This is a genomic window from Mesorhizobium sp. WSM4837, assembly GCF_055811435.1.
The window spans coordinates 21629-47308 of the sequence record NZ_JBVVQE010000049.1; the positions used below are offsets into that span (position 1 = coordinate 21629).

Consider the following 25680-nt stretch of genomic DNA (forward strand, 5'->3'; position numbering starts at 1 on the left):
AGCCTCGCCTCCAGGCCACGCTTTGGATTCCTGTGTCCAGTCTCCCGGTTGGCGGTTTTCAGCCTGGCGCAAATGAAAACCGCTGGCGCAGCACAGCCGATTTGCGTATCACTCCGCCGCCAACGGAGCCGCGCCGATGTTCGAAAACCTCCAGCCTGCCCCAGCCGACAAGATCCTCGCCTTGATCGGCCTCTATCGTGCCGATCCCCGCCCCGGCAAGGTCGACCTCGGCGTTGGCGTCTACAAGGATCGCGATGGCAAGACGCCGGTGATGCGCGCCGTGCGCGAAGCCGAAAAACGATTGCTGCAGAGCCAGGACACCAAGACCTATCTCGGCCTTGCCGGCGATACCGACTTCAACACGGCGATGGCGAGGCTGGTTTTTGGCCCTGCGGCCGAGTTTTCGCGCATCCGTGCGGCTCAGGCGCCCGGCGGCTCGGGCGCGCTGCGGCTGGTGGCCGAGCTGCTCAAGAGGACGCGATCCGACGCGACGATCTGGTTGTCGGATCCGACCTGGCCGAACCACATGCCGGTGATGCGCGCCGCCGGCCTGCAGATACGCGAATATCCCTATTTCGACGCAGCCTCAGGTGCTGTTCGCTTCGCGGACATGATGAGCGCGCTGGCGACCGCCAGGAGCGGCGACGTGGTGCTGCTGCATGGTTGCTGCCACAATCCGACAGGCGCCAATCTGGACATCGCGCAGTGGGCTGAAATAGCAGACCTCGTCGTCGAGCACGGCCTGCTGCCCTTTGTCGACATTGCCTATCAGGGGTTTGGCGAGGGCCTTGACGCTGACGCCGCCGGCTTGCGCCTGCTGGCAGCAAAAGCCCCGGAAATGGTCGTTGCCTCGAGCTGCTCGAAAAACTTTGCCGTGTATCGTGACCGCGTCGGCGCGGCGATGATCCTGGCAAAAGACAGGGCGCAGGCGGATGTCGCAATGAGCCAGATGCTGTCGGCGGCGCGCGCCATGTACTCGATGCCGCCGGACCACGGCGCGGCCGCGGTGCGCATCGTGCTTGAAGACGCCACGCTGCGCGCCGACTGGGAAGCGGAGCTCGAGGAGATGCGCCTGCGCATGCTGCGGCTTCGGGTGCAGTTCGCCGAAGCGCTGCGGCGGCAGTCCAATTCCGATCGCTTCGATTTCGTCGCCAGCCATCGCGGCATGTTTTCCCGGCTTGGCCTGTCCGAAGCGCAGGTCGAGCGGCTGCGCGCCGAGCACGGCGTCTATATGGTCGGCGACAGCCGCATCAATGTCGCCGGCCTGCCGGAGGACGGCATGGACGCGCTCGCCGAGGCGATCGTCTCTGTGCTCGACTGAGGTTTTGAGCAGCAGCGCTGTGGACAATCGCCCCTCGCCTGCCGACGGCGTTGGCTACACCGTTGGACGCAGGCTAGCATGCGACCGATGAAACCCTCGAAAGACATTTCCCGGCTGATCGAGATCATGGCGGCGCTGCGGGCGCCGGAAACCGGCTGCCCGTGGGACGTCGAGCAGGATTTCTCGAGCATCGCGCCCTACACGATCGAGGAAGCCTACGAGGTGGCGGACGCCATCGCGCGTGGCGACCTGGACGATCTGCGCGACGAGCTCGGCGACCTTCTGCTGCAGGTCGTCTACCATGCGCAGATGGCCGAGGAGGCCGGTGAATTCGCCTTTGGCGACGTGGTCCAGGCCATCACCACAAAAATGATCCGCCGCCATCCGCATGTCTTCGGCGACGATGAGGCGCGCAGCGCCGGCATGGCCAAGGGCATGTGGGAGAAGATCAAGGCCGAGGAAAAAGCCGAAAAGCGAAATGCCCGCCTCGCCCGCGGGCACGATCCGGAGGATCATGGCAAGGGTTTTCTGGACAGCGTACCGGTCGCCCTGCCGGCTTTGACGCGGGCGCTCAAGCTGCAGGAAAAAGCGGCCCGCGTCGGCTTCGACTGGAGCGAGGCCACGCCGATCCTCGACAAGATCGAGGAAGAGATCGGCGAGTTGCGCCAGGCCCTTGCCAAGGGCGATACGGCTTCGATCAAGGAAGAGTTCGGCGACATGCTATTTGCCGTCGTCAATCTCGGGCGTCATCTCAAGGTTGATTCCGAAGCGGCGCTCAGCGGCACCAACGAGAAATTCCGCTCGCGGTTCCACTATGTCGAGCACGCGCTGGAAAGGTCCGGAAACACCCTGGAAAAGGCGACGCTCGACGAGATGGAGGCGCTTTGGCAGCAAGCTAAAAGCGCGAAGTAACAGAAATTACCCGTTGTTTTTACGGTGCAATCTGGTTTCTATATCTTCGTGTGCGCTTCGTGTCGCTTTGAGCGACACGGTTATACCGCCATCTTCATTGTCGGTGCGCGAGACCACGTCGCCATTGCGGTAGAGCCAGTCGACGAACCCAAGCTGGTCAGGCTTGAGCGTGACGGTCTGCGTTTCCAGTTCGCCTGAAACTCGTGTCTCGATGATCGCCTTCAGCACATCGATGCCCTCGCCGGTGGCGGCCGATATGGCAATCGGCGGTGCCTTGCTGCCGTCGATCCCGTCGGCGAGCAACCGCTCCCGGTTGCCCTCATCGAGCCGGTCGATCTTGTTCCACACTTCGATGACGCGCCTGCCGTCGCCGGCATCGACGCCGAGATCGGCGAGGATGCGCTCGACATCCTCGGCCTGGGCGGCCGTGTCGGGATCCGAAATATCGCGCAAATGGATGACGAGATCGGCCTCGACCACCTCTTCGAGCGTTGCCCGGAAGGCGGCGATCAGATGCGTCGGCAGGTCCGAAATGAAACCGACGGTGTCCGAAAGGATGACCGGCGTGCCGTGCGGCAGCCGCACCCGACGCAGTGTCGGGTCGAGCGTGGCGAACAGCATGTCCTCGGCCAGCACCCCAGCTCCGGTCAGCCTGTTGAACAGCGTCGACTTGCCGGCGTTGGTATAGCCGACAATGGCCACGACCGGGAACGGCACCTTCTTGCGCTTGGCGCGGTGCAGGTCACGGGTGCGTCGCACTGTTTCCAGCTCGTGCTTGAGCTTGTTGATCTTGTCCTGTAGGACACGGCGGTCCGACTCGATCTGCGTTTCGCCAGGGCCGCCGAGGAAACCGGCACCGCCGCGTTGGCGCTCGAGGTGAGTCCAGCTTCGCACCAGCCGGCCCTTCTGATAGTTCAGGTGCGCCAGATCGACCTGCAGCGTGCCTTCCTTGGTCCGCGCACGCTCGCCGAAAATTTCCAGGATCAGGCCGGTGCGATCCAGCACCTTGGCGTTCAATTCCTTCTCCAGGTTGCGCTGCTGCACCGGCGTCAGCGGATGGTCGACAATGACCAGTTCGGCACGGCCCTCTTTGACGATCTCGGCGAACTCCGCGACCTTGCCGCTGCCGAGCAGGGTTGCAGGCCGGGGATCGTTGACGGTCACAACAGCGGTATGGATCGGGTCGAGGTTTATGGCTTGGGCAAGGCCGACCGCCTCGTCGTGGCGGGCCTCGGCAGAACGCGTCAGGCGCGGGCGATTGGTGTCTTCGTCGCCGCGCGGCTGGCGGGTAAGCACCGGCACGATGACCACGGCGCGGGTCGGGCCTTCGGCCTCCGCCCCCGGCTGATATGCTGGTTTTTCGCGAACGCTGCGATCCGCGTCTTTCTTACGTGCCAATCAGGCGCCCTGGCTTTCCTCGCCATCGAACATCTGAACCGGCTGGCTCGGCATGATCGTGGAAATGGCGTGCTTGTAGACGAGCTGGGAGTGGCCGTCTCGACGCAGCAGAACACAGAAATTGTCGAAGGAAGTGACCACACCGGTCAGCTTCACGCCGTTGATGAGGAAGATGGTGAGTGGGTTTTTGCTTTTGCGAACTGAATTCAGGAACAGGTCCTGAAGATTTTGCGATCGTTCCGCCATTGTTCTTGTCTTTCGCCGATCCCCTTCGGTTTGCAGGCCAATGCGCCAAATTAACTGGCACATGTCAAGCGCGCAAACACCGTCTTGCCGTCAATAACGACAAGCAGAACGAGATATATTGATGTTCATTCCACCTGTGCGGTTATCAGGCTGGACTTTTTTCCGCAACGTCAAAAAAGGCGTGCCGCAAGGAAAGTGTTATCGAGCCCGGATGGCCGTTGGCGACCGGAGCACCGTCGATCGCCACGATCGGCATGGCGATTGTGGTCGCGGAGCTGATGAAAACCTCGCGCGCGGCCTTGGCTTCGGCGACCGAAAAGCCCCGCTCCTCGATCGTCAGGCCGAGCTTGGCGGCCACTTCGAACAGCGTGGTGCGGGTGATGCCGCGCAGGATGCCGTGCTCGGCCGGACGCGTCACCAGCACGCCGTCCCTGGTGACGATCCAGGCGTTCGACGACCCACCTTCCTTGACGGTGCCGTCGGCATCGATGAACCAGGCTTCCTGGGCGCCAGCTTCCTTGGCCTTCTGCTTGGCGAGCACGTTTGGCAGCAGGCCGACCGACTTGATGTCGACCCGGTCCCAACGGTTCTCCGGCACGGTGATGACCTTGATTCCGCTTTCGGCCCTCCTGGTGGCAGCAGCGGGGTCGGCTTTCCTGGCGGTAACCACCAGCGACGGCTTCGTGCCCGCCGGGAAAACAAAATCACGGCTGGCGACGCCGCGCGTCACCTGAAGATAGACCAGGCCATCGGCGACATGGTTGCGGCGGACCACCTCGCGCAGGATAATCGGCAACACGCCCGGCGTGACCGGCCAGTCGATCGACAATTCGGTCAGCGAGCGGTTCAGCCGTCCGAGATGGCGAGGCATATCGACGATGAAGCCGCGCGCCACCTCGCAGACCTCGTAGACACCGTCGGCGAACTGATAGCCACGGTCCTCGATATGCACGAAAGCGTCGGCGTGAGCGACATAGCGCCCGTTCACATAGGCAATGCGCGGCATGGGTCACCCCTGAAGAAGTCAGCGCATGGCCCCCGAAAATCGGAATCCATTTTTCGGGGAAGACCATGCGCAAAAAACAAAATGCTACAGCGTCCGTTGCGCGTCCCGAAAGACGTGCGGCAGCGTTTCTTATGCGATTCCGCCGCCGCCGTAACCGATAATTGCGTAGGCCACGACCGGATTGGCTGTCAGACGCCCAGCGACTTCAGCTTCCGGTGAAGCGCCGAGCGCTCCATGCCGATGAACTCGGCCGTCTTCGAGATGTTGCCGCCAAAACGGTTGATCTGGGCGATCAGATAGTCCTTCTCGAACTGTTCGCGCGCTTCACGCAACGGCAGTGCCATGATGTGCTGATCGGATTGGTTTGGCGTGCGCGGCATGACATCGCCGATCTCGGCAGGCAAGAGATCGGCGGTGATCGGTGCGTCGATATCGTCGCCGCGCGCCAGGATCATCAGCCGCTCGACGTTGTTGCGCAACTGGCGAACGTTGCCTGGCCAGTTGTGCGCCTGCAGCACCGCCAGCGCGTCGTCGCCGATGCGCCGCGGCCGGATGCCGGCCTGGCGGGCGATCTGCTTCATGAAATTGTCGACAAGATAGGGGATGTCCTCACGCCGCTCGGCCAATCCCGGCACCATGACCGGAACCACCGCCAGGCGGTGATAGAGATCCTCGCGGAAACGACCGTCGGCGATCATCGCCTCCAGGTTCTGCGACGTCGACGAAATGATGCGGACATCGACCTTGACCCGTTTGGTGCCCCCTACCCGCTCGAACTGCTGCTCGACCAGCACGCGCAAGATCTTGTTTTGCGTTTCGCGCGGCATGTCGGCCACTTCGTCGATGTAGAGAATGCCGCGATGGGCTTCCTCAAGCGCGCCGACCTTGCGTTCGACACCGTTTGATTCGGTGCCGAACAGCTCGACCTCCATGCGTTCGGGCGTGATGTTGGCGGCGCTCAGCGTGACAAACGGGGCGCCCTTGCGCGCCGACAGCGTGTGGATGGCGCGCGCCGCGAGTTCCTTGCCCGAGCCGGAGGGGCCGATGATCATGACGCGGCTGTTGGTCGGCGCGACGCGCTCGATGGTCTGGCGCAACTGACTCATCGCCGACGACATGCCGATCAGGTCGAAGGTCTCGCCGCTGCGCAGCTTGAGATCCGAAACCTCGCGTCTCAGCTTCGAGGTTTCAATCGCACGTTCGGCGATGAGGATCAGCCTGTCGGCCTTGAACGGTTTTTCGATGAAGTCATAGGCGCCGCGGCGGATTGCCGAGACCGCGGTCTCGATGTTGCCGTGGCCCGAGATCATCACCACCGGCAGGCTCGGATGCATCGTCTTGATCTCGTCCAGCAGCGCCAGCCCGTCCAGGCGCGAGCCTTGCAGCCAGATGTCGAGGAAAATCAGCCTCGGCGCCCGGTCGGCGATCGCCGCCAGGGCGCTGTCGGCATCGAATGCCGTGCGGGTTTCGTGACCTTCGTCGCTCAGGATACCGGCGACAAGCTCGCGGATGTCTTCCTCGTCATCGACGATGAGAATGTCAGACGCCATTACCGACCTTTTCAGTTTCTCTTTCGGGTTCCGTCCTGCCTTCGCCGCGCGAGGGCACGGTGGCGGCGAGCGGCAGGATGATGCTGATCATCGCGCCTCGCCCGTCGTGGAAATCCGCCGGCGCGTCATTCAATTCGAGCCGGCCGCCATGGTCCTCCACTATCTTCTTGACGATAGCGAGGCCGAGCCCGGTGCCCTTCTCGCGTGTCGTCATGTAAGGCTCGAGCAATCGCTGGCGGTTCTCGCGCGGCAAGCCCTTGCCGTTGTCGATGACATCGATGCGAATCGTACCATCCTGGCGCCCGGCTTGAATCCGGATTATGCCGTGCGAGCGGTCCTTTTGATCAAGTCCGTCAATCGCCTCGGCTGCGTTCTTGATGACGTTGCCAAAGGCCTGCGCCATCAGGCGGCTGTCGAACGTGCCTTTGAGCGGTTCGTTGCCGAATACGCGCTCGAAGGTGATATCGGAGCGGCTCACCTCGACGAGGAACGAGGCTTCGCGCAACGATTCGCGCAAATCGAGGGCCTTCATTTCGGGCTTGGGCATGCGTGCGAAAGCGGAGAACTCGTCGACCATGCGGCCGATGTCCTCCACTTGCCTGATGATCGTATCGGTGCACTGATCGAAAACCTCGCGGTCTTCGGTGATGACCTTGCCGTAGCGGCGCTTGATGCGCTCGGCCGAAAGCTGGATCGGCGTCAGCGGGTTCTTGATCTCGTGGGCGATGCGCCGCGCCACATCCGCCCAGGCCGAGGAACGCTGCGCCTGGACCAGATCGGTGATGTCGTCCACCGTCACGACATAGGATTTCTCCTCCGAACCGTCGTCGCCGGCCTCGACCGTGATCTGCACGTTGAAGGTGCGCTCCGCACCGGCGCGATAGAAGGTCACCTGTTCGCGATGGACAGGCTTGCCCGACTTGCGGCCGATCTCGAAGACGCGGCCGACATGCGGCAGCACGGCGGAGAGGTTTTGCCCGAGTGCGGCGGTGGCGGATATGGCCAGCATCGTTTCGGCCGAGCGGTTGACGATGGTGACGATGCCATACGGATCGACGCCGATAACGCCGGCGGTGACACCGGCAAGCACGGCTTCCGAAAAACGCCGCCGCTCGTCGATCAAATCCTTGGCGGACAGAATCTCGTTACGCTGCGATTTCAGTTCCAGCAGCATCTTGTTGAAGGTGTCGCCGAGCGAGGCGACGTCGCCGTCGGAGGGCCGAACCGGCACGGCAACGTCGAGATTGCCGGTCGCGACCTCGTCGGCCGCGCCGATGAGCTGGCGGATCGGCCGCACCAGGCGGTCGGCCACGGCGATGCCGGTCCAGATGGCGGACAGGATGATGATCAGCGTCAGCGACAAATAGGGAAGTGCAAAGGCCACCTGCGAGGTGCGGCGACTGTCTTCGAGGCCGCGATATTCGTCGCTGTTGGACCTGACAATCTGCCGCGCCTTGATCACCTCGGGATCGACGAGCCGGATGGTGTAGAGATAGAGCCCTTCGATCTCGCGCAGTTTGACGATGGCGCCCATGATGTTGCGCGTCTTCGGCTCGATCAGCACCGGCCTGCCGTCAGCGGCACCGCTCATGGCGCCTTCCGGCGGCTCCGGCATGGCAAAATCTGCGTCGGTCTTGGCGCTCATGACGAACGAACCGTCGGACCTGATCAGTGCGGCATGGGCCAGCGAGCGTCCAACGGCTTCCTTGTTCATCAGATCGAGGAAGCCGGTTCGATCGAGGCCGTAGAGCGTGCGGGAGGCGTCGAGATCGTAAGCCATCGACAGGGTCGTTCCCTGGAGGTTGCGCGCGTTCTCCTGCACATAGGCATCGGCTATCGACAGCGACGAATTGACGATCGTCTTGGTGCGGATTTCGAACCAGCGATCAAGACCGATATCGAGCGTGATCGAGGCGATGATCGCCACCATGATGGCGGGAATCGCGGCGACCAGCGCGAACATCGCGACGATCCGCACATGCAGCCGCGACGCCGCCTTGCCGCGCCGGCGCGCCATCACGATACGATGTACTTCGCGGCCAACCAGCGCGATCAGGAACAGGATGAACGCCGCATTGACGGCGATTAGCGCCAGCGTTGTGCTCTCGTCCGGCGTGATCGGCGTGGCACCGACGAGGATGGCGAAGGAGATCGCCGCCGTAACCAGCGCACCGGCAATTGCCATCACGCCCGGCAGCGCAAGCAGCCGGCGCCCGTCACTTGTGCGGGGTTCGCTGAAAAGCGTTTCGCTCAGTCTCGTTGCCCGTGGAGCCATGTCGCCGTCTAGAGCCAGTGATTGCGTCGGATGTATGCAACGCATTGTGGCGATTATGCAACAAGTGTGGCCTGGACGGAACTGTTTCGGCGCTCCATCCCCCGGAAAAGGCTTCGCTCTGTCTCACCGGCCCGAAATTCGGGAACGATTTGATGAAAGAAAACGGCGCTCTAAGCTTGCCTGGTCGATTTGTAGACGTTGACGCCGAGTTCGCGAATCTTCTTGCGCAGGGTGTTGCGGTTGAGCCCGAGGAGTTCCGCAGCCTTGATCTGGTTGCCGCGGGTTGCCGTCATCGACGCGAGCACCAGCGGATATTCGACCTCGGAAAGGATACGCTGATAGAGGCCGGCGGGCGGCAAGTCGCCGGCGAACGACGCAAAATAGCGCTGCAGGAAATGTTCCACCGCCTGGCCGATGGACAGATCGTCGGGAATGAGGTTGCCGCCGCCGGGAACGACCGGCCTCTCGCCGGTCTTCAGTTCTGCCTCGATGACTTCGGCAGAAATCTCGTCCTGCGAATAGAGCGCGGCAAGTCTGCGGACAAGATTTTCGAGCTCGCGCACGTTGCCCGGCCACGGATAGCGCTTCATCAGCTCGATGCCGCCCGTGGAAATGCGCTTGGTCTGCAGGCCTTCGCTGGCGCCAAGCTTGAAGAAGTGCCGGACGAGATCCGGAACGTCCTCGGACCGCTCGCGCAGCGCCGGCAGCCTCAGCGGCACGACATTCAGGCGGTAGAACAGATCCTCGCGGAAAAGCCCTTGATTGATCAGCGTGCGCAGATCCTTGTTGGTGGCGGCGACGATGCGCACGTCGGTCTTGATCGGCGTGCGGCCGCCGACAGTGGTGTATTCGCCCTGCTGCAGGACACGCAGCAGGCGGGTCTGCGCCTCCATCGGCATGTCGCCGATCTCGTCAAGGAAGAGCGTGCCGCCTTCGGCCTGCTCGAAACGGCCGGTGGAGCGGTTCTGCGCGCCGGTGAAGGCGCCTTTCTCGTGCCCGAACAGTTCCGATTCGATCAGGTCGCGCGGGATCGCAGCCATGTTGATCGCAACGAAGGGGCCGCCGCGGCGGCGGCCATACTCGTGCAGCGCGCGCGCCACCAGTTCCTTGCCGGTGCCCGATTCGCCTGAAATCATCACCGTCAGGTCGGTCTGCATCATGCGCGCCAGCATGCGGTAGATATCCTGCATGGCGGCCGAGCGGCCAACCAGCGGCATGGTTTCCGGCGGCTCGTCCGCCCGCGCATCGATCTTCGGCCGTCGGGGCTCGGAAAGCGCCCGGTTGACGATGTTGAGTAGCTCGGTCAGGTCGAACGGTTTCGGCAGATATTCGTAGGCGCCGGTTTCGGAGGCGCGAATCGCGGTCATGAACGTGTTCTGGGCGCTCATGACGATGACGGGCAGTTCCGGCCGCGCCTTCTTGATGCGCGGCAGCATGTCGAAGGCGTTTTCGTCGGGCATAACCACGTCGGTGATGACGAGATCGCCCTCGCCCGCCGCCACCCAGCGCCACAGCGTCGAGGCGTTGGACGTCACGCGCACCTCATGGCCGACGCGCGAAAGCGCCTGATTGAGGACGGTGCGGATGGCCGCATCGTCGTCGGCGACGAGAATATTGCCGCGAACCGTCATTTGCGGTCTCCTTCGCCATCGTCGTCTGTGCCGAACGGCGTTTCTTTCCAGGCTGGCATCAGGATGCGGAAGGTGGTTGCGCGCGGCGTCGAATCGCATTCGATGATGCCGCCATGCTCGCCGACGATTTTCGCGACCAGCGCCAGACCAAGCCCCGACCCGTTCGGCTTGGTGGTGATGAAGGGGTCGAACAGGATCGGCAGGATATCTTCGGAGACGCCAGAACCGTTGTCGCGCACGCAGAATTCCAGCGGCAGCGACACGCGGCCCTGCGATCCCGGAACGGAAACACGGATGCCCGGCCGGAACGCGGTCGACAGGGTGATCTCGCCTTGCGGATCGCCGCCAATGGCCTCGGCCGCATTCTTGACCAGGTTGAGGAACACCTGGATGAGCTGGTCGCGGTTGGCGAAAACCGGAGGCAATGATGGATCATAATCCTCCAATATCTTGATCCGTTTGGCAAAACCGTTCTTGGCAATCGCCTTCACGTGGTCGAGCACGACATGGATGTTGACCGGATAGCGATCGACGGGCCGCTCGTCGGAAAACACCTCCATGCGATCGACGAGCGAGACGATGCGGTCGGTCTCGTCGGTGATCAGCCGGGTCAGCGCGCGATCCTCGTCGGAAGCCGACAATTCGAGCAGTTGGGCGGCGCCCCGGATGCCGGATAGCGGGTTCTTGATCTCGTGGGCAAGCATCGCGGCAAGGCCGGTCACCGAGCGTGCCGCACCGCGGTGCGTCATCTGCCGGTCGATCTTGTCGGCCATCGACCGTTCCTGGAACATCACCACGACGGAGCCCGGGAATTCCGACACCGGCGCGACATAGAGATCGACGACCTTCTCGATGCCGAGGCGCGGCGATGATACGTCGACCCTGTATTCGTTGACGGGTGCCCGGCGCTCGCGCACCTGGTCGACAAGCGTCAGCAACGGACTGCCGAATGGAATGAGCTTGGGTAATGTGTTGCGGGCGAGCATGGTTGCGCTCGAGCGGAAGAAATCCTCGGCATCGGCGTTGGCGAAGGTGATGAACCCTTCCGCATCGAGCATGATCACCGGGCGGCGGATGGTGTTGAGCACGATGTGTGCGGCGTCCGCCATGTCCATGTTCTGTGCAACGGTGGCATTCATGCTGCGCTCCGCAGGTTCATCGCCTCGGCAGCGCTTGAAAACACCTCACGCAACGCGGCGATGACGCGGACGGGTTCGAAGCAGGTAAGGATGGCCTTTCGCTGCTCATCAACGACGCCAGCGGCGTGGTGGTCGAGATACCAGCCAAGATGCTTGCGCGCCTGGCGCACGCCCCTTTCGATGCCGTAGAGCGACAGCATGTCCTGGTAGTGGGCAACGACGTAGTCGGCCAGCGCTTGCGGGCTTTCCGGCACACCGGGCGTCGCCTCTTTTGCCGCGCCTGCCGCGATGCTGCCTGCCGTCCATGGCACGCCGTAGTGCGCGCGGCCGATCATCACCGCGTCGGCGCCCGACTGGTCGAGGATCATTGCTGCCTCCGCCGGCGAGCCGACATCGCCATTGGCAACGACCGGGATCGAAACAGCCTGCTTTATGCGTGCGATGGCGCGCCAGTCGGCCTTGCCCTGGTAGAACTGGCAGCGCGTGCGGCCATGCACCGTCACCATCTGAACCCCCGCCTGCTCGGCGCGGCGCGCCAGAACAGGCGCATTGAGCGCGCTTTCGTCCCAGCCGAGCCGCATCTTGACCGTGACCGGCACCTCGACGGCGCCGACCACCGCCTCGATCAGCGACAAAGCGTGATCGAGATCGCGCATCAGCGCCGAACCGGCATAGCCGCCCGTCACCTTCTTGGCCGGGCAGCCCATGTTGATGTCGATGATGTCGGCGCCCTCGCCCGCGGCTATACGGGCGCCCTCTGCCATATGCACCGCCTCACGGCCGGCAAGCTGGACCATGTGCACCGGCAGCCCGGAATGGCGGATGCGCAGGTCGCAACCGGCTCTGCCCCTGGCAAGTTCGCCGCTCGCCACCATCTCCGACACCACCAACCCGGCGCCATGCGCATAGGCACGCTGCCGGAACGGCTCATCTGTTATGCCCGACATGGGCGCGAGAAAAGCGCGATTGCGGATTCTCACACGACCCACATCCAGCGGAGATGCCAATTTGGTCAGGTCAAGCATGCACAAAAACCAAGCATTTTTAATAGCTGCACATTCACTAGCCAGAATGGCGGCAATGTGCAACGCGCAATGACGTCGCATTAAGGCGCATTTGGGAAAATGCTGGCACTAGCCAAAGTGCGGTGCGTGTAGGGGACGCTATTGGCACTTTGCATCTGCGCATGATCTCTTCCGAAAAGCGATTCCACTTTTTGGGATGATGCGCTAAGCGTCTCGGCATGACAGACGCAAGCGAAAAGCAGGCTTTGGCTGCGGACGACAAGGTTGCCGTCGTTATCGTCGCCGCCGGCCGCGGCGCGCGCGCCGGTCAGGCCGACGGGCCGAAGCAATACCAAAGGATCGGCGGCCGTGCCGTCATCGCGCGCACATTGGACGTGTTTTTGGCGCATACGAAAATCGGTCCTGTCGTCGTCGCCATTCATGCCGACGACAGCGGGCTTTTTCGCAGCGCCGCTGGCGCCAACGCCGACCGGGTGGTCACGGTGACCGGTGGCGCGTCCAGACAGGACTCCGTCCGGCTCGGATTGCTTGCGCTGAGAGGCCATGCACCGCGCCGGGTTCTGGTCCATGACGCCGTCCGCCCGTTCGTCGACGCGGAATTGATAGACCGCACGATAGCCGCCATCGGCGAGCGCCAGGCAGCGCTGCCTGCCCTGCCCGTCGCCGATACGCTGAAACGCGAGTCGGCCGCGGGCATGATCGGCGAGACGGTTTCCAGGAACGGGCTTCATGCCGCGCAGACGCCGCAGGGCTTCCCGTTCTGGCCGATCCTGGCCGCCCATGAAAAGGCCCATCATCTGGGCAAGGCGGACTTCACCGACGATGCCGCGATTGCCGAATGGGCACATATTCCAGTGAAAATCGTCCCGGGCTCGCCGGACAATGTCAAACTCACCTGGGCAAGGGATATCTCGATGGCGGATCAGCGGCTTTCCGGCGAACGGCCGCGTTTTCCGGACATCCGCACCGGCAATGGCTACGACGTCCATGCCTTCGAGCCCGGCGACCATGTCGTCCTGTGCGGCGTCTCGATCCCGCACGACAAGAAACTGTCCGGCCATTCGGACGCCGATGTCGGCCTGCACGCCTTGACCGACGCGCTGCTCGCCACTTGCGGTGCCGGCGACATCGGCACGCATTTCCCGCCGTCGGACCCGCAGTGGAAAGGCGTGGCCTCGCGGATCTTCGTCGAACATGCGGCAGAACTGGTACGCGCGCGCGGCGGGCGCATCGCCAATGCCGACATCACGCTGATCTGCGAGGCGCCGCGCGTCGGCCCACATCGCGAAGCGATGACCGAAATCCTTTCGGCAATGCTGGCGATTTCCCGGGACCGCATCTCGATCAAGGCGACAACCAACGAAAAGCTCGGCTTTGTTGGACGCGAGGAAGGCATAGCCGCCATCGCCACCGCCAGCGTCGTGTTTCCAGGTGATGTCCCCGAATGAGCAACAGCGATCTCGCAGATGCTCTGCTTCAAGCCTGCCAACAGCGCGGCATCATGCTGGCGACGGCCGAGAGCTGCACCGGCGGCATGATCATCGCCGCCTTGACCGACATCGCCGGCTCTTCGACAGTGGTCGACCGGGGTTTCATCACCTATTCCAACGAGGCCAAGACTGAGATGCTCGGCGTTTCCGCCGCCACGCTCGAGGCGCACGGCGCGGTCTCACGGGAAACGGCGGTCGAGATGGCGGCCGGCGCCTTGGACCATTCGCGCGCCGGGCTAACTCTTGCCGTCACCGGCATTGCCGGTCCGGGCGGCGGCTCGACGGAAAAGCCCGTCGGCCTGGTCTGGTTCGGTATCGCCTTGACCGGCCGGCCGGTCGTCAGCGAATGCCAGTTGTTTGCCGACAAAGGCCGCAAGTTCATCCGCCGGGAGACCGTCAGACACGCGCTTGAACTGGGCTTGCGCGCGCTCGCTGCGGATCAGGCTGCCGGCGCTGCGCCATAGATGACGTCGGCGCGCTTCTCGAACGCCTCGGAAAACATGCGGAAGGCGCGATCGAACATCGCTCCCATCACCGCACCCAGAATACGACTCTTGAATTCGTAGTCGATGAAGAAGCAGACATTGCAGCCGCCGTCGGCCGGCTCGAAACGCCAGGCATTGCTCAGATATTTGAACGGACCGTCGATATATTTGACGTCGATGGCCTTCTCGTCAGGCTTTAGCAGCACCTGCGTGGTGAAAGTCTCGCGGATCGCCTTGTAGCCAATGCTCATGTCGGCGACGAGGAGGGTGCGTCCGTCGCGTTCCTTGCGCGAGCGAACCGTCAGCGCCTCGCAAAGCGGCAGGAATTGCGGATAGGATTCGACATCGGCGACCAGAGCGAACATCTGTTCCGGCGTATGCGCAACGCGGCGATGGGCTTCGAATTGTGGCATGAAACCAGTGTGTTAGGCGGACTTCTTGAGAAACGCTTCCCGTGCCGCGCGCAGCTTGGCGAAATCGTCGCCGGCGTGATGCGACGAACGCGTCAGCGGGCTCGATGCCACCAGCAGGAAGCCCTTGGTCTTGCCGATTGTCTCGAAGGACTTGAATTCCTCCGGCGTGACGAAACGGATCACCGGATGGTGCTTTTTCGATGGCTGCAGATACTGACCGATTGTCATGAAGTCGACATTGGCCGAACGCAGATCGTCCATCAATTGCAGGATCTCGTTCCGCTCCTCGCCAAGGCCAACCATGATGCCGGATTTGGTGAAGATCGAGGGATCGAGTTCCTTGACCCGCTGCAGCAGCCTGATCGAATGGAAATAGCGGGCGCCCGGCCGGACCGTCAGATAGTTCGACGGAACGGTCTCCAGATTGTGGTTGAACACATCAGGCTTGGCCGCCACCACGATCTCCAGCGCGCCGTCCTTGCGCAGGAAGTCGGGCGTCAGGATTTCGATCGTCGTCGAAGGCGTTGCCGCCCTGATGGCGCGGATGACCTCGGCAAAGTGCTGAGCGCCGCCATCGGCGAGATCGTCGCGGTCGACTGAGGTGATGACGACATGGGTTAGACCCATTTGCTTGACGGCGTGGGCGATGCGCGCCGGTTCATCGGGATCGAGCGCGGTCGGAATGCCGGTGGCGACGTTGCAGAAGGCGCAGGCGCGCGTGCAGATCTCGCCCATGATCATGAAGGTGGCGTGCTTCTTCTCCCAGCACTCACCGATATTGGGGCACCCGGCCTCTTCGCACACCGTCACCAGCCTGTGCGACTTCACGATGTCGCGCGTCTCGGCATAGCCTTTCGACATCGGCGCCTTGACGCGGATCCAGTCGGGCTTGCGCAGCACATCCTGGTCAGGCTTGTGCGCCTTTTCAGGATGCCGCAGGCGCGGCGCATTGGCGATCGTGTCGAGGACGGTGACCATCAGAAATCCAGTTCATTCGCGATCGCTTCCGGCGTTCGCTTTCCATCTAGGACTTTTCGCTGCAAAGAAAAAGGCCGCGGCGACGCATGCCGCCACAGCCGTTTTCGCATGGCAAGAGTTCAGCAACTAACGACGCACCATGCGCCCTGCCAAGATCAGCAGGCAGGCGCCAACGAAACCGGTGATCAGATAGGCGATCCAGCCGGTGCCGAAGGCGCCGATGTTGAGCGCCTGCAGGATGGCATTCAGCACGATCGCGCCGACGATGCCCAGAACGATGTTCATCAAGATGCCCATGTTGCTTTTCATGAACATCTCGGCAAGCCAGCCCGCCAGCCCGCCGATGATGATGGCTGCGATCCAGCCCACGCCATTCACGTCCATATGCCCTCTCCTCTGGTGATAAATGCATCCGGAAACGAATTACCTTACGGTTGAGTTCCTTGGCTCTCACCTTTTGAGTCTCACGCGGTCAATTTATCACGCGTTGAGCGCGCGGCCATAGGCGTCGAGCACGCTTTCCTTCATCATCTCCGACAGCGTCGGGTGCGGGAAGATCGTGTGCATCAGTTCTTCCTCGGTGGTCTCCAGGTTCATCGCCACGACAAAGCCCTGGATCAGCTCGGTCACTTCGGCACCGACCATATGCGCGCCGAGCAACTGCCCGGTCTTCCTGTCGAAGATGGTTTTTACGAAACCCTGGTCCTCGCCGAGCGCGATGGCCTTGCCGTTGGCGGCGAACTGGAAGCGGCCGACGCGGATGTCCTTGCCTTCGGCCTTGGCTTTCGCTTCGGTCAACCCGACGGAAGCAACCTGCGGGTTGCAATAGGTGCAGCCCGGAATTTTCAGTTTGTCAGTGGCGTGCACGCCGGGGACGTTGGCGATCTTCTCCACGCAGACCACGCCTTCATGCTCGGCCTTGTGGGCGAGCATAGGCGGGCCGGCAACGTCGCCGATAGCATAGATGCCGGGCACATTGGTGCTGCCGTAGCCGTCGACGACGACGCAGCCGCGATCGGTCTTCACGCCGAGCGCCTCGAGGCCGAGATTCTCGATATTGCCCTGCACGCCGACGGCCGAGATCATCCGGTCGGCGGTGATCTTCTCGACCTTGCCGTCCTTCATCTCGACATGCGCGGTTACCGAGTTCGCAGCTTTTTCGACCTTGGTGACCTTCGCATCGAGGATGATCTTCATGCCTTGCTTCTCGAACTGCTTTTGCGCGAATTTCGAGACCTCTGCGTCCTCGACCGGCATCACCGCCAGCAGCAACTCAACCACCGTCACCTCCGCGCCCATGGTGCGGTAGAATGAGGCGAATTCGATGCCGATTGCGCCCGAACCCATCACCAGCAGCGATTTCGGCATCTCCTTCGGCACCATCGCTTCGAAATAGGTCCAGATCAGCTTGCCGTCGGGCTCGATGCCGGGCAGCGCCCGCGGCCTGGCGCCGGTCGCCAGGATGATGTGCTTGGCGGTGTAGGTGCCCTCGCCCTTGACGCCCTTGGGCGCCGGCGGCTGAGGCTCCATCGGCTTCTTCGACGATTTCGACACGACGATCTCGCCCGGTCTGTCGCCGGAAGCCGCTTTGGACAGCCTGGCTTCGCCCCAGATGACATCGACCTTGTTCTTCTTCATCAGGAAGGCGACGCCGCCGTTCAGCCGCAGCGAGACCTTTCGCGAGCGGTCGACCACGGCAGCGGTATCGACGCTGACCTTGCCGTCGATCTTCAAGCCGTAGTCCTTCAAATGATCCGAATAGTGCATGATCTCGGCCGAACGCAGCAGCGCCTTGGTCGGGATGCAACCCCAGTTGAGGCAGATGCCGCCGAGATGCTCGCGCTCGACGATCGCTGTCTTGAACCCGAGTTGGGCGGAACGCACCGCCGTGACATAGCCGCCGGGGCCGGAGCCGATGATGATGACGTCGTAGTTCTCAGCCACGGATTTCTCCCATGATTCTCTAGAGTTCCAGCATGACGCGCACGATTGGCGCCAATGCCTGCCCGATTTTGCGCGTGTTCTCTGCGTCGAGATGGACGCCGTCGAGTGGCGTGGTCTCGGCCACCGAGCCGGCATCGAAGAAGCCGCAGCCGACCTCGTCGGCAAGGACGGAAAATTGTGGCGCCAGCCGCTTCGACGCTTCATCGCCGCCGGCGAACATTTCTTTGAATTCGGCGTTTTCCGTGCGGCTGACGGCGGGCGGCGCGACGATCAGGATTTGCGGCGACGGCCAATCGAACGGGTAGTCGTGACCGCGCACGATGTCGATCAGGCGCTGCATGCCTTGCTTGGCGGCGACCGGATTGCCGTGAATCCACGGCTTCATGTCGTTGGCGCCGAGCATAATGATGACCAGGTCGATCGGCGCATGCGTCATCAGGATCGTCGGCAGCACTCTTGCGCCGTTACGGTCGGCGCCGGCCAGATGGTCGTCGAAAGCCGTTGTGCGGCCGTTCAAGCCTTCGGCGATGACCTCGATACCGCCTCCCAACGTCGCCTGCAGCACACTCGGCCAGCGGTCGTTGAGCGGGTGACGATCCAGACTTGCCGCATCATAGCCCCAGGTGAGCGAATCGCCGTAGCAAAGGACTGTTTTCATGCGTTTGCCCCACTCCGGTCGAAATTCGCCTGCGCGCGCCTCACCCGCCAACCCACGAACAGCCAATGCACGACGATCGTTGCGACGCTGGAAAGGCTGAAGGCAAAAAGGCTGGTGAAGAGTTTTTCCGCACCCCCTCCTTCCTTTCTAGACCAGCATGCCCATCGGGTTTTCGATCATGCGTTTGAAGGCGACAAGGAGTTCGGCGCCGAGCGCCCCGTCGACGGCGCGGTGATCGGTCGACAATGTCACCGACATGATTGTCGCTGTTCTGATCTCACCGTTCTTGACCACCGCGCGCTCCTCGCCGGCGCCGACCGCCAGGATCGTCGCATGCGGCGGGTTGATGACGGCGGCAAAGTCCTTGATGCCGAACATGCCGAGATTGGACACCGCCGTGGTGCCGCCCTGGTATTCTTCCGGCTTCAGCTTGCGGCTGCGCGCGCGGCTGGCAAGATCCTTCATCTCGTTGGAGATGACCGACAGCGTCTTTTCGTCGGCGCGCCGGATGATCGGCGTGATCAGCCCGCCGGGGATCGACACGGCGACACCGACGTCGGCATGCTTGTGCTTGACCATGGCGCTCTCGGTCCATGACGCATTGGCATCCGGCACCGCCATCAGCGCCATTGCCATCGCTTTGATGATCATGTCGTTGACCGACAGCTTGTAGGCCGGCGCCTCACCCTTGTCGGTCTTCTTCACCGGGGCGGCCGCATTGAGCTGCGCGCGCAGGGCCAGAAGCGCATCAAGCTCGCAGTCGAGCGTCAGGTAGAAGTGCGGGATGGTGGTCGTGGCCTCGACCAGCCGGCGCGCAATGGTCTTGCGCATGTTGTCATGCGGGACAAGCTCGTAAGAGCCGTCGGCAAACAGTTTCAGCACCTGGTCGTCCGACATTGGCTTGGCTGCGGCCGCCGGAGCCGGAGCGCCGGCAGGTGCGGCTTTCGCGGCGGGTGCCGCCTTGGCGCCGCCGCTGGAAATCGCTGCGTCGACATCGGCCTTGACCACGCGCCCATGCGGGCCGGAGCCGGTCACGGCGGAGACATCGACACCGGCTTCCCGGGCGATGCGACGGGCCAGCGGCGAGGCGAAGGTGCGACCGTCCGACTGGCTGATCTCCCCCCTTGTGGGGGAGATGGCCGGCAGGCCAGAGGGGGGCGCCTCGTTCCTTGCCGCTGGCGGGACAGCGCCCCCCTCTGTCGACTTCGTCGACATCTCCCCCACGGGTGGGGAGATTGGCGCCTTATCCTGTTTTGCCTCGGCCTTTGCCGGCGCAGCGCCGTCGCCGCTTTTCGCGGCAGCCGCCGCATCTTCACCTTCGGCCGCGAGCACGGCGATCAGCGCGTTGACCTTGACGCCTTCGGTGCCGGCTGGAACCACCAGCTTGGCCACCGTGCCCTCATCGACAGCTTCGACTTCCATCGTCGCCTTGTCGGTCTCGATCTCGGCGATCACATCGCCCGGCGAAACCTTGTCGCCCTCCTTGACCAGCCACTTGGCAAGATTGCCCTCTTCCATCGTGGGCGACAGGGCCGGCATGGTGATGTTGATCGGCATAGGTATTCTTCTCCCAAGCGAAATGCGTTCACCGTGTCAGCAGCGCTATACAGATAGCGAAAGAGTCTCTCTCGCAGTCGCCACCGGATCCTCCCCATTCATCAGCGATATGTGACGGCCTTGACCGCCTCGACGACCTCGCCGACATTGGGCAGCGCCAGCTTTTCGAGGTTTGCCGCATAGGGCATCGGCACGTCCTTGCCGGCAATGGTGATGACCGGCGCGTCGAGGAAATCGAAGGCGCGCTGCGACACCTGGCTGGCGATATGGTCGCCGACCGAGCTCTGCGGAAATCCTTCCTCCACCACCACGAGACGATTGGTCTTCTTGACCGAGGCGATGATGGTGTCGAAATCGAGAGGGCGGATGGTCCTGAGGTCGATGATCTCGGCATCGATGCCCATGCCGCGCAATTCGGCATCGGCCTTCACCGTGTAGCTCATGCCGATGCCGAAGGAGACGATTGTGACATCCTTGCCCGACTTGTGGATGCGCGCCTTGCCGATCGGCAGCACGAAATCGTCGATCTTCGGCACATCGAAGGACTGGCCGTAGAGGATTTCGTTCTCGAGGAAGATGACCGGGTTGGCGTCGCGGATCGCGGCCTTCAGCAATCCCTTGGCGTCGGCGGCGGTGTAGGGCATCACCACTTTGAGGCCGGGAATTTGGCTGTACCAGGCGGCATAGCACTGCGAATGCTGGGCGGCGACGCGGGCGGCCGCGCCGTTTGGACCGCGGAAGACGATGGGCGCGCCCATCTGGCCGCCGGACATGTAGAGCGTCTTGGCGGCGGAGTTGATGATATGGTCGATCGCCTGCATGGCGAAGTTGAAGGTCATGAACTCGACGATCGGCCTCAGGCCGGCCATCGCCGCGCCAACGCCGACGCCGGCAAAACCGTGCTCGGTGATCGGTGTGTCGACGACGCGACGCGGCCCGAATTCCTGCAGCAGCCCTTGCGTGATCTTGTAAGCGCCCTGGTACTCGGCGACCTCCTCGCCCATCACGAAGACGTCTCCGTCACGGCGCATTTCCTCGGCCATCGCGTCACGCAGCGCTTCGCGTACCGTGGTCGAGACCATTTCCGTGCCGGCCGGGATGTCGGGATCGGCGGCTGCCTTCATCGCAGGGGCAGCGGGTACGGACGCCTTCGGCGCCTCGCCGGCATCCTGCGGCGCGGCCTTCGAGCCTTCCTCGGCTGCGTCGGTGCGCTGCCCGCCGTCTGAAATCGCATCCTGGGTGGAGGCCGGTGCAGCCTTGGCCTCCTTGCCGATATCGGCGGAGCTCTCGCCGTCCTGCAGCAGCACCGCGATCGGCGTGTTGACCTTTACGCCCTCGGTGCCCTCGGCAACCAGGATCTTGCCGAGCGTGCCTTCGTCGACCGCTTCGACTTCCATCGTCGCCTTATCGGTCTCGATCTCGGCGATGACATCACCAGCGACAACCTTATCGCCCTCTTTCTTCAACCATTTGGAAACATTGCCCTCTTCCATAGTCGGCGAGAGAGCAGGCATGAGAATTTCGATCGGCATGGCCTTGCCCTCTCGTTACAGTACGATATCGGTCCAGAGCTCGGACGGATCCGGCTCTGCGTCGTTCTGGGCAAATTCGGCGGCGTCGGCGACAATGTCGCGGACCTCCTTGTCGACGGCCTTGAGCTCGTCCTCATCAGCCCACTTCCTGTCGAGCAGGCGCGCCTTGACCTGCTCGATCGGGTCGCGCTCGGAGCGCATCTTCTGCACTTCTTCCTTGGAACGGTATTTTGCCGGATCGGACATCGAGTGGCCGCGGTAGCGGTAGGTCTGCATTTCGAGAATCAGCGGCCCCTTGCCGTCACGGCACCATTCGGTGGCGAGATCGCCGGCTGCCTTGACTGCACGGACGTCCATGCCATCGACCTGGATGCCGGGGATCTTGAAGGAGGCGCCGCGGTGCGAAAAATCCGTCTCGGCCGACGAACGCGTTACCGAAGTGCCCATGGCATAGCGGTTGTTCTCGATGATGAAGATCACCGGCAGCTTCCACAGCGAGGCCATGTTGAAGCTCTCATAGACCTGGCCCTGATTGGCGGCGCCGTCGCCGAAATAGGTCAGTGTCACATTGTTGTTACCACGATAGCGATTGGCGAAGGCGAGGCCGGTGCCGAGCGAAACCTGCGCGCCGACAATGCCGTGGCCGCCGTAAAAATGCTTCTCCTTGGAGAACATGTGCATGGAGCCGCCCTTGCCCCTGGACAAGCCGCCGCGGCGCCCGGTCAATTCGGCCATGACGCCGCGCGGCGACAGTTCCATCGCCAGCATGTGACCATGGTCGCGGTAGGCGGTGATCATCTGGTCGCCGTCGATCAGCGCCATCTTCATGCCGGTGACAACTGCTTCCTGGCCGATATAGAGGTGGCAGAAGCCGCCGATGAAGCCCATGCCGTAGAGCTGGCCGGCCTTTTCCTCGAAGCGGCGGATCAGCAGCATGCGCCGGTAGGCGTCAAGCTCCTCATCCTTGGTGAAGTCGAGAGGTTTGGGGGCTGAAAGCCCTGCCGATTTGCCGTCGGATTTGGGTTTGGTTTTGGCAGGCGCTTTTCTGGCGGCGGTGGCCATGCATCACTCCCTGTTGGCGTCTCTTGCGGACACTGAGGGAGATCAGTTCTCCCCACCGATTTGGCAAAGGCTAACACGCGGGAAAGCGTTTCGCCATGCTGAAAAATGCATGGCTGACATGCGTCTAAGCGATTAAAATCGTTGAAAAAATCGGCGATTAACTTGAATTCGGTTATCTTGCCGTAGCCGGCAACATGATGGTGATTTCGTCGGCGTGGGACACATTGAGCGCCTTGCGCGCCTGCTCGTCGAGCATGTCCTTCTCCAGCGTGCCCTGATGCATCAGCTGAACCCGCCGCTGCAGATCGAGCCGGCGCGCCTTGACGGCATCGAGCTTACCTTGCAGATCGACGGCTTCGGCCTCCAACCGGTATTTGGAATAGATGCCGAATTCGCCGTGGTAGGCGTGAAAGCCGAAATAGGCGAGGAACGCCACGCAGAGCGAGGGGATGATCAGCCGACCGGTATTTCTCTGCTTGTGCTGACGTGTCCACATGACCCAAATCCCTTAGAGCGCCGCGCGCCCGCCTGGACGCGCAAAGGGCGCTCTAACCACTCTGCGACCTAGCCCTTTCTCGCCCGATTGTGCTTAATGGACGGTTACGGGCGACCGGATCTGGCGGTGTTGAAACAAAAAAGGCGAGAATGCCCCGCCCTTTCGTTTTCGGATTTTCTGGGTTTTAGGATTTTCTGCGGCTCAGCCCTTCACGATCGACTTGCCGGCGTAGAGCGCCTGCTTGCCGAGCTCTTCCTCGATGCGGATGAGCTGGTTGTACTTGGCCATGCGATCCGAGCGCGACAGCGACCCCGTCTTGATCTGCCCGCAATTGGTGGCGACGGCGAGATCGGCGATGGTCGAATCTTCGGTTTCGCCCGAGCGGTGCGACATGACCGCGGTGTAGCCGGCCTTGTGCGCGGTCTCGACGGCATCCAGCGTTTCGGTCAGTGAGCCGATCTGGTTGACCTTGACCAGGATAGAATTGGCGACGCCCATGCGGATGCCGTCGCGCAGCCGGGCCGTATTGGTGACGAACAGATCGTCGCCGACCAGCTGGATCTTGTTGCCGATGAGCTCGGTCAGCGTTTTCCAGCCATCCCAGTCGTCCTCGGCCAGCCCATCCTCGATGGTGATGATCGGATAGTCCGCGGCGAGCTTGGCCAGATACTTGGCCTGGGTCTTCGGATCGCGGGTCTTTTTCTCGCCTTCATAGACGTAGTTGCCGTCCTTGAAGAATTCGGTCGCGGCGCAGTCGAGGCCGAGCGCAACCTCTTCGCCCGGCTTGAAGCCGGCCTTCTCGATTGATTCCATGATGAAATCGAGCGCGGCCGGCGCGCTTTTCAAGTTAGGAGCGAAGCCACCCTCGTCACCGACATTGGTGTTGTGGCCGGCGTCCTTCAGCCGCTTCCTCAGCGTATGGAAAATCTCCGAGCCCCAGCGCACGCCGTCACGCAGTGTCGGCGCACCGATCGGCAGGATCATGAATTCCTGGAAATCGATCGGGTTGTCGGCATGGGCGCCACCGTTGATGATGTTCATCATCGGCACCGGAAGCACATGCGCCTTGGTGCCGCCGACATAGCGGTAGAGCGGCATGCCAGCCGCTTCCGCCGCAGCCTTGGCCACCGCCAGCGACACGCCAAGGATCGCATTGGCGCCGAGGCGGCTCTTGTTGGGTGTGCCGTCGAGCTCGATCATGGTCTGGTCGATGTGGATCTGGTTCTCGGCTTCCATCCCGCCGATCGCCTCGAACAGTTCGCCATTGACGGCCTCTACCGCCCGCAGGACGCCCTTGCCGAGGTAGCGGGCGCCGCCGTCGCGCAGTTCGACCGCCTCATGCGCGCCGGTCGAGGCGCCGGAAGGCACCGCAGCGCGGCCCATCGAGCCGTCTTCGAGCACGACGTCGACCTCGACGGTCGGGTTTCCGCGGCTGTCCAGGATTTCGCGCCCGACAATGTCGATGATGGCAGTCATTGCGATGTCCCCGATTGATCTGACGAAGCGTCGCGCACCTCTTAGCCAAAGTGCCGCAAAACGCAATCGGGGCGTCCGCAAATAGTGCCGCCACTTCCGCCACATCGAATCACGAAGCACAAATTGCTGTCATCATAAGTCATGTCAGTCATGGGCCTTGGCGGCATGCGGCTTTCTGGTTTATGCTCACAGCTGCGCGGGGCGAAACAGGAGGAGTTTCGCCATGTCTCAGTTGAGCGGTATTGTGAGTTTGTTCCTGATCGCGGCGGCGTTTTTGACGTCGTGTGACACTCAGCAGCCTCAACAGGGCGCGGTAGAGTTGTCGACCCTTGCAGCGGAGTAGATATCCCAGAGAAAAGGCCCCCGGTTCAACCGGGGGCCTTTTTGATTCCGGCAGTGCAAGATCAATGCCAATAAGGCTCGACCTTGTAGTAACTGTATGAAGCATCACGCGCGGCCTCGCCATCGGCGCCCGTCAATTCGTTGATCGAATAGGCGGGAGCAGCCTTCAGTTGCTCCTTGGTGAACGGCACGACATAGCCGCCCTTGTTCTCGTCATAGTCGAGGCTCGCCCACGGAATGGCGTGGTACTTCTCGCCGATGCCGAGAAATCCGCCAAAGCCGATCACGGCAAACATGATTCCATTCGACAATTTGTCGAGCATGACATCCTCGATGTCGCCGATGTGCGTGCCTTCCGTGTTGTAGACGGAAGTGCCGATCACCCGCGAGGCAGCGATGGCTTCAGTGTGTCCTGTCTGGGTTGTCATGATGTGCTCCTTTTGTCGTTCACTTCCTGTTCGACAATGAGGAGAGGGCTGCGAAGGTTCCCGACTTTTATGGACGCGGTCATACGTGCAGGGCTGATCACTCAGCGAGGATGAAGGTGACCTTCATGTTGACGCGGTAGGCGGAGATCGTGCCGTTCTCGACGACGACCTTCTGGTCCTGGATCCAGGCGCCTTCGACGTTTTTCAATGTCTTTGCGGCGCGGGCAATCCCCTGTTCGATGGCGTCCTGAAAGCTCTTATTCGAAGTGATTTCGGTGACGCGGGCGACGGACATGGCTTCCTCCTCCAAGGCACT

At 62.5% G+C, this 25680-nt stretch carries 24 protein-coding genes; 4 read left to right on the forward strand and 20 right to left on the reverse strand.

What is annotated here, in order from left to right; all coding sequences use genetic code 11:
* Window positions 1–136: 136 nt before the first annotated feature.
* Window positions 137–1321 (forward strand): amino acid aminotransferase, encoded by a 1185-nt coding sequence (locus tag AC0L3D_RS24735; RefSeq protein ID WP_473646102.1) that lies wholly within the window; start codon window positions 137–139, stop codon window positions 1319–1321.
* Between the two features lie 87 nt (window positions 1322–1408).
* Window positions 1409–2233: a nucleoside triphosphate pyrophosphohydrolase gene (gene mazG, locus AC0L3D_RS24740; RefSeq protein WP_031254926.1), complete on the forward strand. Its 825-nt coding sequence runs from the start codon at window positions 1409–1411 to the stop codon at window positions 2231–2233.
* Window positions 2234–2239: 6 nt separating this feature from the next.
* Here the strand turns inward: mazG and hflX are convergent, their stop codons facing one another.
* The 8 genes from hflX to dusB form a co-directional block, all read right to left on the reverse strand.
* On the reverse strand, window positions 2240–3631 hold the full coding sequence (hflX, locus tag AC0L3D_RS24745; protein ID WP_023799220.1) for a GTPase HflX: 1392 nt from the start codon (window positions 3629–3631) through the stop codon (window positions 2240–2242).
* Complete coding sequence (hfq, locus tag AC0L3D_RS24750; RefSeq protein ID WP_006202172.1) at window positions 3632–3877, reverse strand: RNA chaperone Hfq; 246 nt, start codon at window positions 3875–3877, stop codon at window positions 3632–3634.
* A gap of 145 nt (window positions 3878–4022) precedes the next feature.
* On the reverse strand, window positions 4023–4883 hold the full coding sequence (locus tag AC0L3D_RS24755; RefSeq protein ID WP_023799221.1) for a D-amino-acid transaminase: 861 nt from the start codon (window positions 4881–4883) through the stop codon (window positions 4023–4025).
* Between the two features lie 188 nt (window positions 4884–5071).
* The gene (gene ntrX / locus AC0L3D_RS24760; RefSeq protein WP_027153990.1) at window positions 5072–6433 is read right to left on the reverse strand and encodes a nitrogen assimilation response regulator NtrX; all 1362 of its coding nucleotides are present in this window, start codon (window positions 6431–6433) and stop codon (window positions 5072–5074) included.
* Window positions 6423–8708, reverse strand: a complete 2286-nt coding sequence (locus AC0L3D_RS24765; RefSeq protein ID WP_473646104.1) for a sensor histidine kinase NtrY-like — start codon at window positions 8706–8708, stop codon at window positions 6423–6425. Before AC0L3D_RS24765 ends, ntrX begins: the two co-directional genes overlap by 11 nt.
* 170 nt (window positions 8709–8878) lie before the next feature.
* Window positions 8879–10339: a nitrogen regulation protein NR(I) gene (ntrC, locus tag AC0L3D_RS24770; RefSeq protein WP_023799224.1), complete on the reverse strand. Its 1461-nt coding sequence runs from the start codon at window positions 10337–10339 to the stop codon at window positions 8879–8881.
* The gene (locus AC0L3D_RS24775; RefSeq protein WP_023799225.1) at window positions 10336–11478 is read right to left on the reverse strand and encodes a two-component system sensor histidine kinase NtrB; all 1143 of its coding nucleotides are present in this window, start codon (window positions 11476–11478) and stop codon (window positions 10336–10338) included. The genes ntrC and AC0L3D_RS24775 overlap by 4 nt, the downstream gene beginning before the upstream one ends.
* Complete coding sequence (gene dusB, locus AC0L3D_RS24780) at window positions 11475–12503, reverse strand: tRNA dihydrouridine synthase DusB (protein ID WP_473646106.1); 1029 nt, start codon at window positions 12501–12503, stop codon at window positions 11475–11477. The genes AC0L3D_RS24775 and dusB overlap by 4 nt, the downstream gene beginning before the upstream one ends.
* Window positions 12504–12721: 218 nt before the next feature.
* Here dusB and AC0L3D_RS24785 point away from each other — a divergent pair, with 218 nt between their 5' ends.
* Together AC0L3D_RS24785 and AC0L3D_RS24790 are read left to right on the forward strand one after the other, a co-directional pair.
* Window positions 12722–13951, forward strand: coding sequence for a bifunctional 2-C-methyl-D-erythritol 4-phosphate cytidylyltransferase/2-C-methyl-D-erythritol 2,4-cyclodiphosphate synthase (locus tag AC0L3D_RS24785; RefSeq protein WP_023799227.1), 1230 nt, complete (start codon window positions 12722–12724; stop codon window positions 13949–13951).
* Window positions 13948–14457 (forward strand): CinA family protein, encoded by a 510-nt coding sequence (locus tag AC0L3D_RS24790; RefSeq protein WP_023799228.1) that lies wholly within the window; start codon window positions 13948–13950, stop codon window positions 14455–14457. Before AC0L3D_RS24785 ends, AC0L3D_RS24790 begins: the two co-directional genes overlap by 4 nt.
* Here AC0L3D_RS24790 and AC0L3D_RS24795 read toward each other — a convergent pair.
* From AC0L3D_RS24795 to AC0L3D_RS24850, 12 genes are all read right to left on the reverse strand, one after another.
* Window positions 14433–14891, reverse strand: a complete 459-nt coding sequence (locus AC0L3D_RS24795; protein WP_023799229.1) for a type II toxin-antitoxin system RatA family toxin — start codon at window positions 14889–14891, stop codon at window positions 14433–14435. The genes AC0L3D_RS24790 and AC0L3D_RS24795 overlap by 25 nt on opposite strands.
* A 12-nt stretch (window positions 14892–14903) precedes the next feature.
* Complete coding sequence (gene lipA / locus AC0L3D_RS24800) at window positions 14904–15869, reverse strand: lipoyl synthase (RefSeq protein WP_027153994.1); 966 nt, start codon at window positions 15867–15869, stop codon at window positions 14904–14906.
* Window positions 15870–15995: 126 nt separating this feature from the next.
* The gene (locus AC0L3D_RS24805; RefSeq protein ID WP_023799232.1) at window positions 15996–16253 is read right to left on the reverse strand and encodes a GlsB/YeaQ/YmgE family stress response membrane protein; all 258 of its coding nucleotides are present in this window, start codon (window positions 16251–16253) and stop codon (window positions 15996–15998) included.
* 96 nt (window positions 16254–16349) lie between these two features.
* Window positions 16350–17813, reverse strand: coding sequence for a dihydrolipoyl dehydrogenase (gene lpdA / locus AC0L3D_RS24810; protein WP_473646107.1), 1464 nt, complete (start codon window positions 17811–17813; stop codon window positions 16350–16352).
* A 19-nt stretch (window positions 17814–17832) separates the two neighbouring features.
* Complete coding sequence (locus AC0L3D_RS24815; RefSeq protein WP_023799234.1) at window positions 17833–18471, reverse strand: SGNH/GDSL hydrolase family protein; 639 nt, start codon at window positions 18469–18471, stop codon at window positions 17833–17835.
* Between the two features lie 147 nt (window positions 18472–18618).
* Window positions 18619–20028, reverse strand: a complete 1410-nt coding sequence (locus AC0L3D_RS24820; RefSeq protein ID WP_023799235.1) for a pyruvate dehydrogenase complex dihydrolipoamide acetyltransferase — start codon at window positions 20026–20028, stop codon at window positions 18619–18621.
* Between the two features lie 101 nt (window positions 20029–20129).
* A complete protein-coding gene (locus tag AC0L3D_RS24825) occupies window positions 20130–21560 on the reverse strand; it encodes a pyruvate dehydrogenase complex E1 component subunit beta (protein WP_473646109.1) in 1431 nt (476 codons plus the stop codon).
* A 15-nt stretch (window positions 21561–21575) separates the two neighbouring features.
* Window positions 21576–22622: a pyruvate dehydrogenase (acetyl-transferring) E1 component subunit alpha gene (pdhA, locus tag AC0L3D_RS24830; protein WP_287247996.1), complete on the reverse strand. Its 1047-nt coding sequence runs from the start codon at window positions 22620–22622 to the stop codon at window positions 21576–21578.
* Window positions 22623–22794: 172 nt separating this feature from the next.
* Complete coding sequence (locus AC0L3D_RS24835; protein WP_128187469.1) at window positions 22795–23118, reverse strand: FtsB family cell division protein; 324 nt, start codon at window positions 23116–23118, stop codon at window positions 22795–22797.
* A gap of 201 nt (window positions 23119–23319) precedes the next feature.
* Window positions 23320–24594: a phosphopyruvate hydratase gene (gene eno / locus AC0L3D_RS24840; RefSeq protein ID WP_473646111.1), complete on the reverse strand. Its 1275-nt coding sequence runs from the start codon at window positions 24592–24594 to the stop codon at window positions 23320–23322.
* 404 nt (window positions 24595–24998) lie between these two features.
* Window positions 24999–25364 (reverse strand): PRC-barrel domain-containing protein, encoded by a 366-nt coding sequence (locus AC0L3D_RS24845; protein ID WP_095494874.1) that lies wholly within the window; start codon window positions 25362–25364, stop codon window positions 24999–25001.
* Between the two features lie 97 nt (window positions 25365–25461).
* The gene (locus AC0L3D_RS24850) at window positions 25462–25659 is read right to left on the reverse strand and encodes a dodecin family protein (protein WP_473646113.1); all 198 of its coding nucleotides are present in this window, start codon (window positions 25657–25659) and stop codon (window positions 25462–25464) included.
* Window positions 25660–25680: the final 21 nt, after the last annotated feature.

Excerpts from the sequence above, each read along its gene's own strand:
- AC0L3D_RS24735 (WP_473646102.1), top strand. The coding sequence starts at position 137 with ATGTTCGAAAACCTCCAGCCTGCCCCAGCCGACAAGATCCTCGCCTTG.
- mazG (WP_031254926.1), top strand. The coding sequence starts at position 1,409 with ATGAAACCCTCGAAAGACATTTCCCGGCTGATCGAGATCATGGCGGCG.
- hfq (WP_006202172.1), bottom strand. The coding sequence starts at position 3,877 with ATGGCGGAACGATCGCAAAATCTTCAGGACCTGTTCCTGAATTCAGTT.
- AC0L3D_RS24755 (WP_023799221.1), bottom strand. The coding sequence starts at position 4,883 with ATGCCGCGCATTGCCTATGTGAACGGGCGCTATGTCGCTCACGCCGAC.
- ntrX (WP_027153990.1), bottom strand. The coding sequence starts at position 6,433 with ATGGCGTCTGACATTCTCATCGTCGATGACGAGGAAGACATCCGCGAG.
- AC0L3D_RS24765 (WP_473646104.1), bottom strand. The coding sequence starts at position 8,708 with ATGGCTCCACGGGCAACGAGACTGAGCGAAACGCTTTTCAGCGAACCC.
- ntrC (WP_023799224.1), bottom strand. The coding sequence starts at position 10,339 with ATGACGGTTCGCGGCAATATTCTCGTCGCCGACGACGATGCGGCCATC.
- AC0L3D_RS24775 (WP_023799225.1), bottom strand. The coding sequence starts at position 11,478 with ATGAATGCCACCGTTGCACAGAACATGGACATGGCGGACGCCGCACAC.
- dusB (WP_473646106.1), bottom strand. The coding sequence starts at position 12,503 with ATGCTTGACCTGACCAAATTGGCATCTCCGCTGGATGTGGGTCGTGTG.
- AC0L3D_RS24785 (WP_023799227.1), top strand. The coding sequence starts at position 12,722 with ATGACAGACGCAAGCGAAAAGCAGGCTTTGGCTGCGGACGACAAGGTT.
- AC0L3D_RS24790 (WP_023799228.1), top strand. The coding sequence starts at position 13,948 with ATGAGCAACAGCGATCTCGCAGATGCTCTGCTTCAAGCCTGCCAACAG.
- AC0L3D_RS24795 (WP_023799229.1), bottom strand. The coding sequence starts at position 14,891 with ATGCCACAATTCGAAGCCCATCGCCGCGTTGCGCATACGCCGGAACAG.
- lipA (WP_027153994.1), bottom strand. The coding sequence starts at position 15,869 with ATGGTCACCGTCCTCGACACGATCGCCAATGCGCCGCGCCTGCGGCAT.
- AC0L3D_RS24805 (WP_023799232.1), bottom strand. The coding sequence starts at position 16,253 with ATGGACGTGAATGGCGTGGGCTGGATCGCAGCCATCATCATCGGCGGG.
- AC0L3D_RS24815 (WP_023799234.1), bottom strand. The coding sequence starts at position 18,471 with ATGAAAACAGTCCTTTGCTACGGCGATTCGCTCACCTGGGGCTATGAT.
- AC0L3D_RS24820 (WP_023799235.1), bottom strand. The coding sequence starts at position 20,028 with ATGCCGATCAACATCACCATGCCGGCCCTGTCGCCCACGATGGAAGAG.
- AC0L3D_RS24825 (WP_473646109.1), bottom strand. The coding sequence starts at position 21,560 with ATGCCGATCGAAATTCTCATGCCTGCTCTCTCGCCGACTATGGAAGAG.
- pdhA (WP_287247996.1), bottom strand. The coding sequence starts at position 22,622 with ATGGCCACCGCCGCCAGAAAAGCGCCTGCCAAAACCAAACCCAAATCC.
- AC0L3D_RS24835 (WP_128187469.1), bottom strand. The coding sequence starts at position 23,118 with ATGTGGACACGTCAGCACAAGCAGAGAAATACCGGTCGGCTGATCATC.
- eno (WP_473646111.1), bottom strand. The coding sequence starts at position 24,594 with ATGACTGCCATCATCGACATTGTCGGGCGCGAAATCCTGGACAGCCGC.
- AC0L3D_RS24845 (WP_095494874.1), bottom strand. The coding sequence starts at position 25,364 with ATGACAACCCAGACAGGACACACTGAAGCCATCGCTGCCTCGCGGGTG.
- AC0L3D_RS24850 (WP_473646113.1), bottom strand. The coding sequence starts at position 25,659 with ATGTCCGTCGCCCGCGTCACCGAAATCACTTCGAATAAGAGCTTTCAG.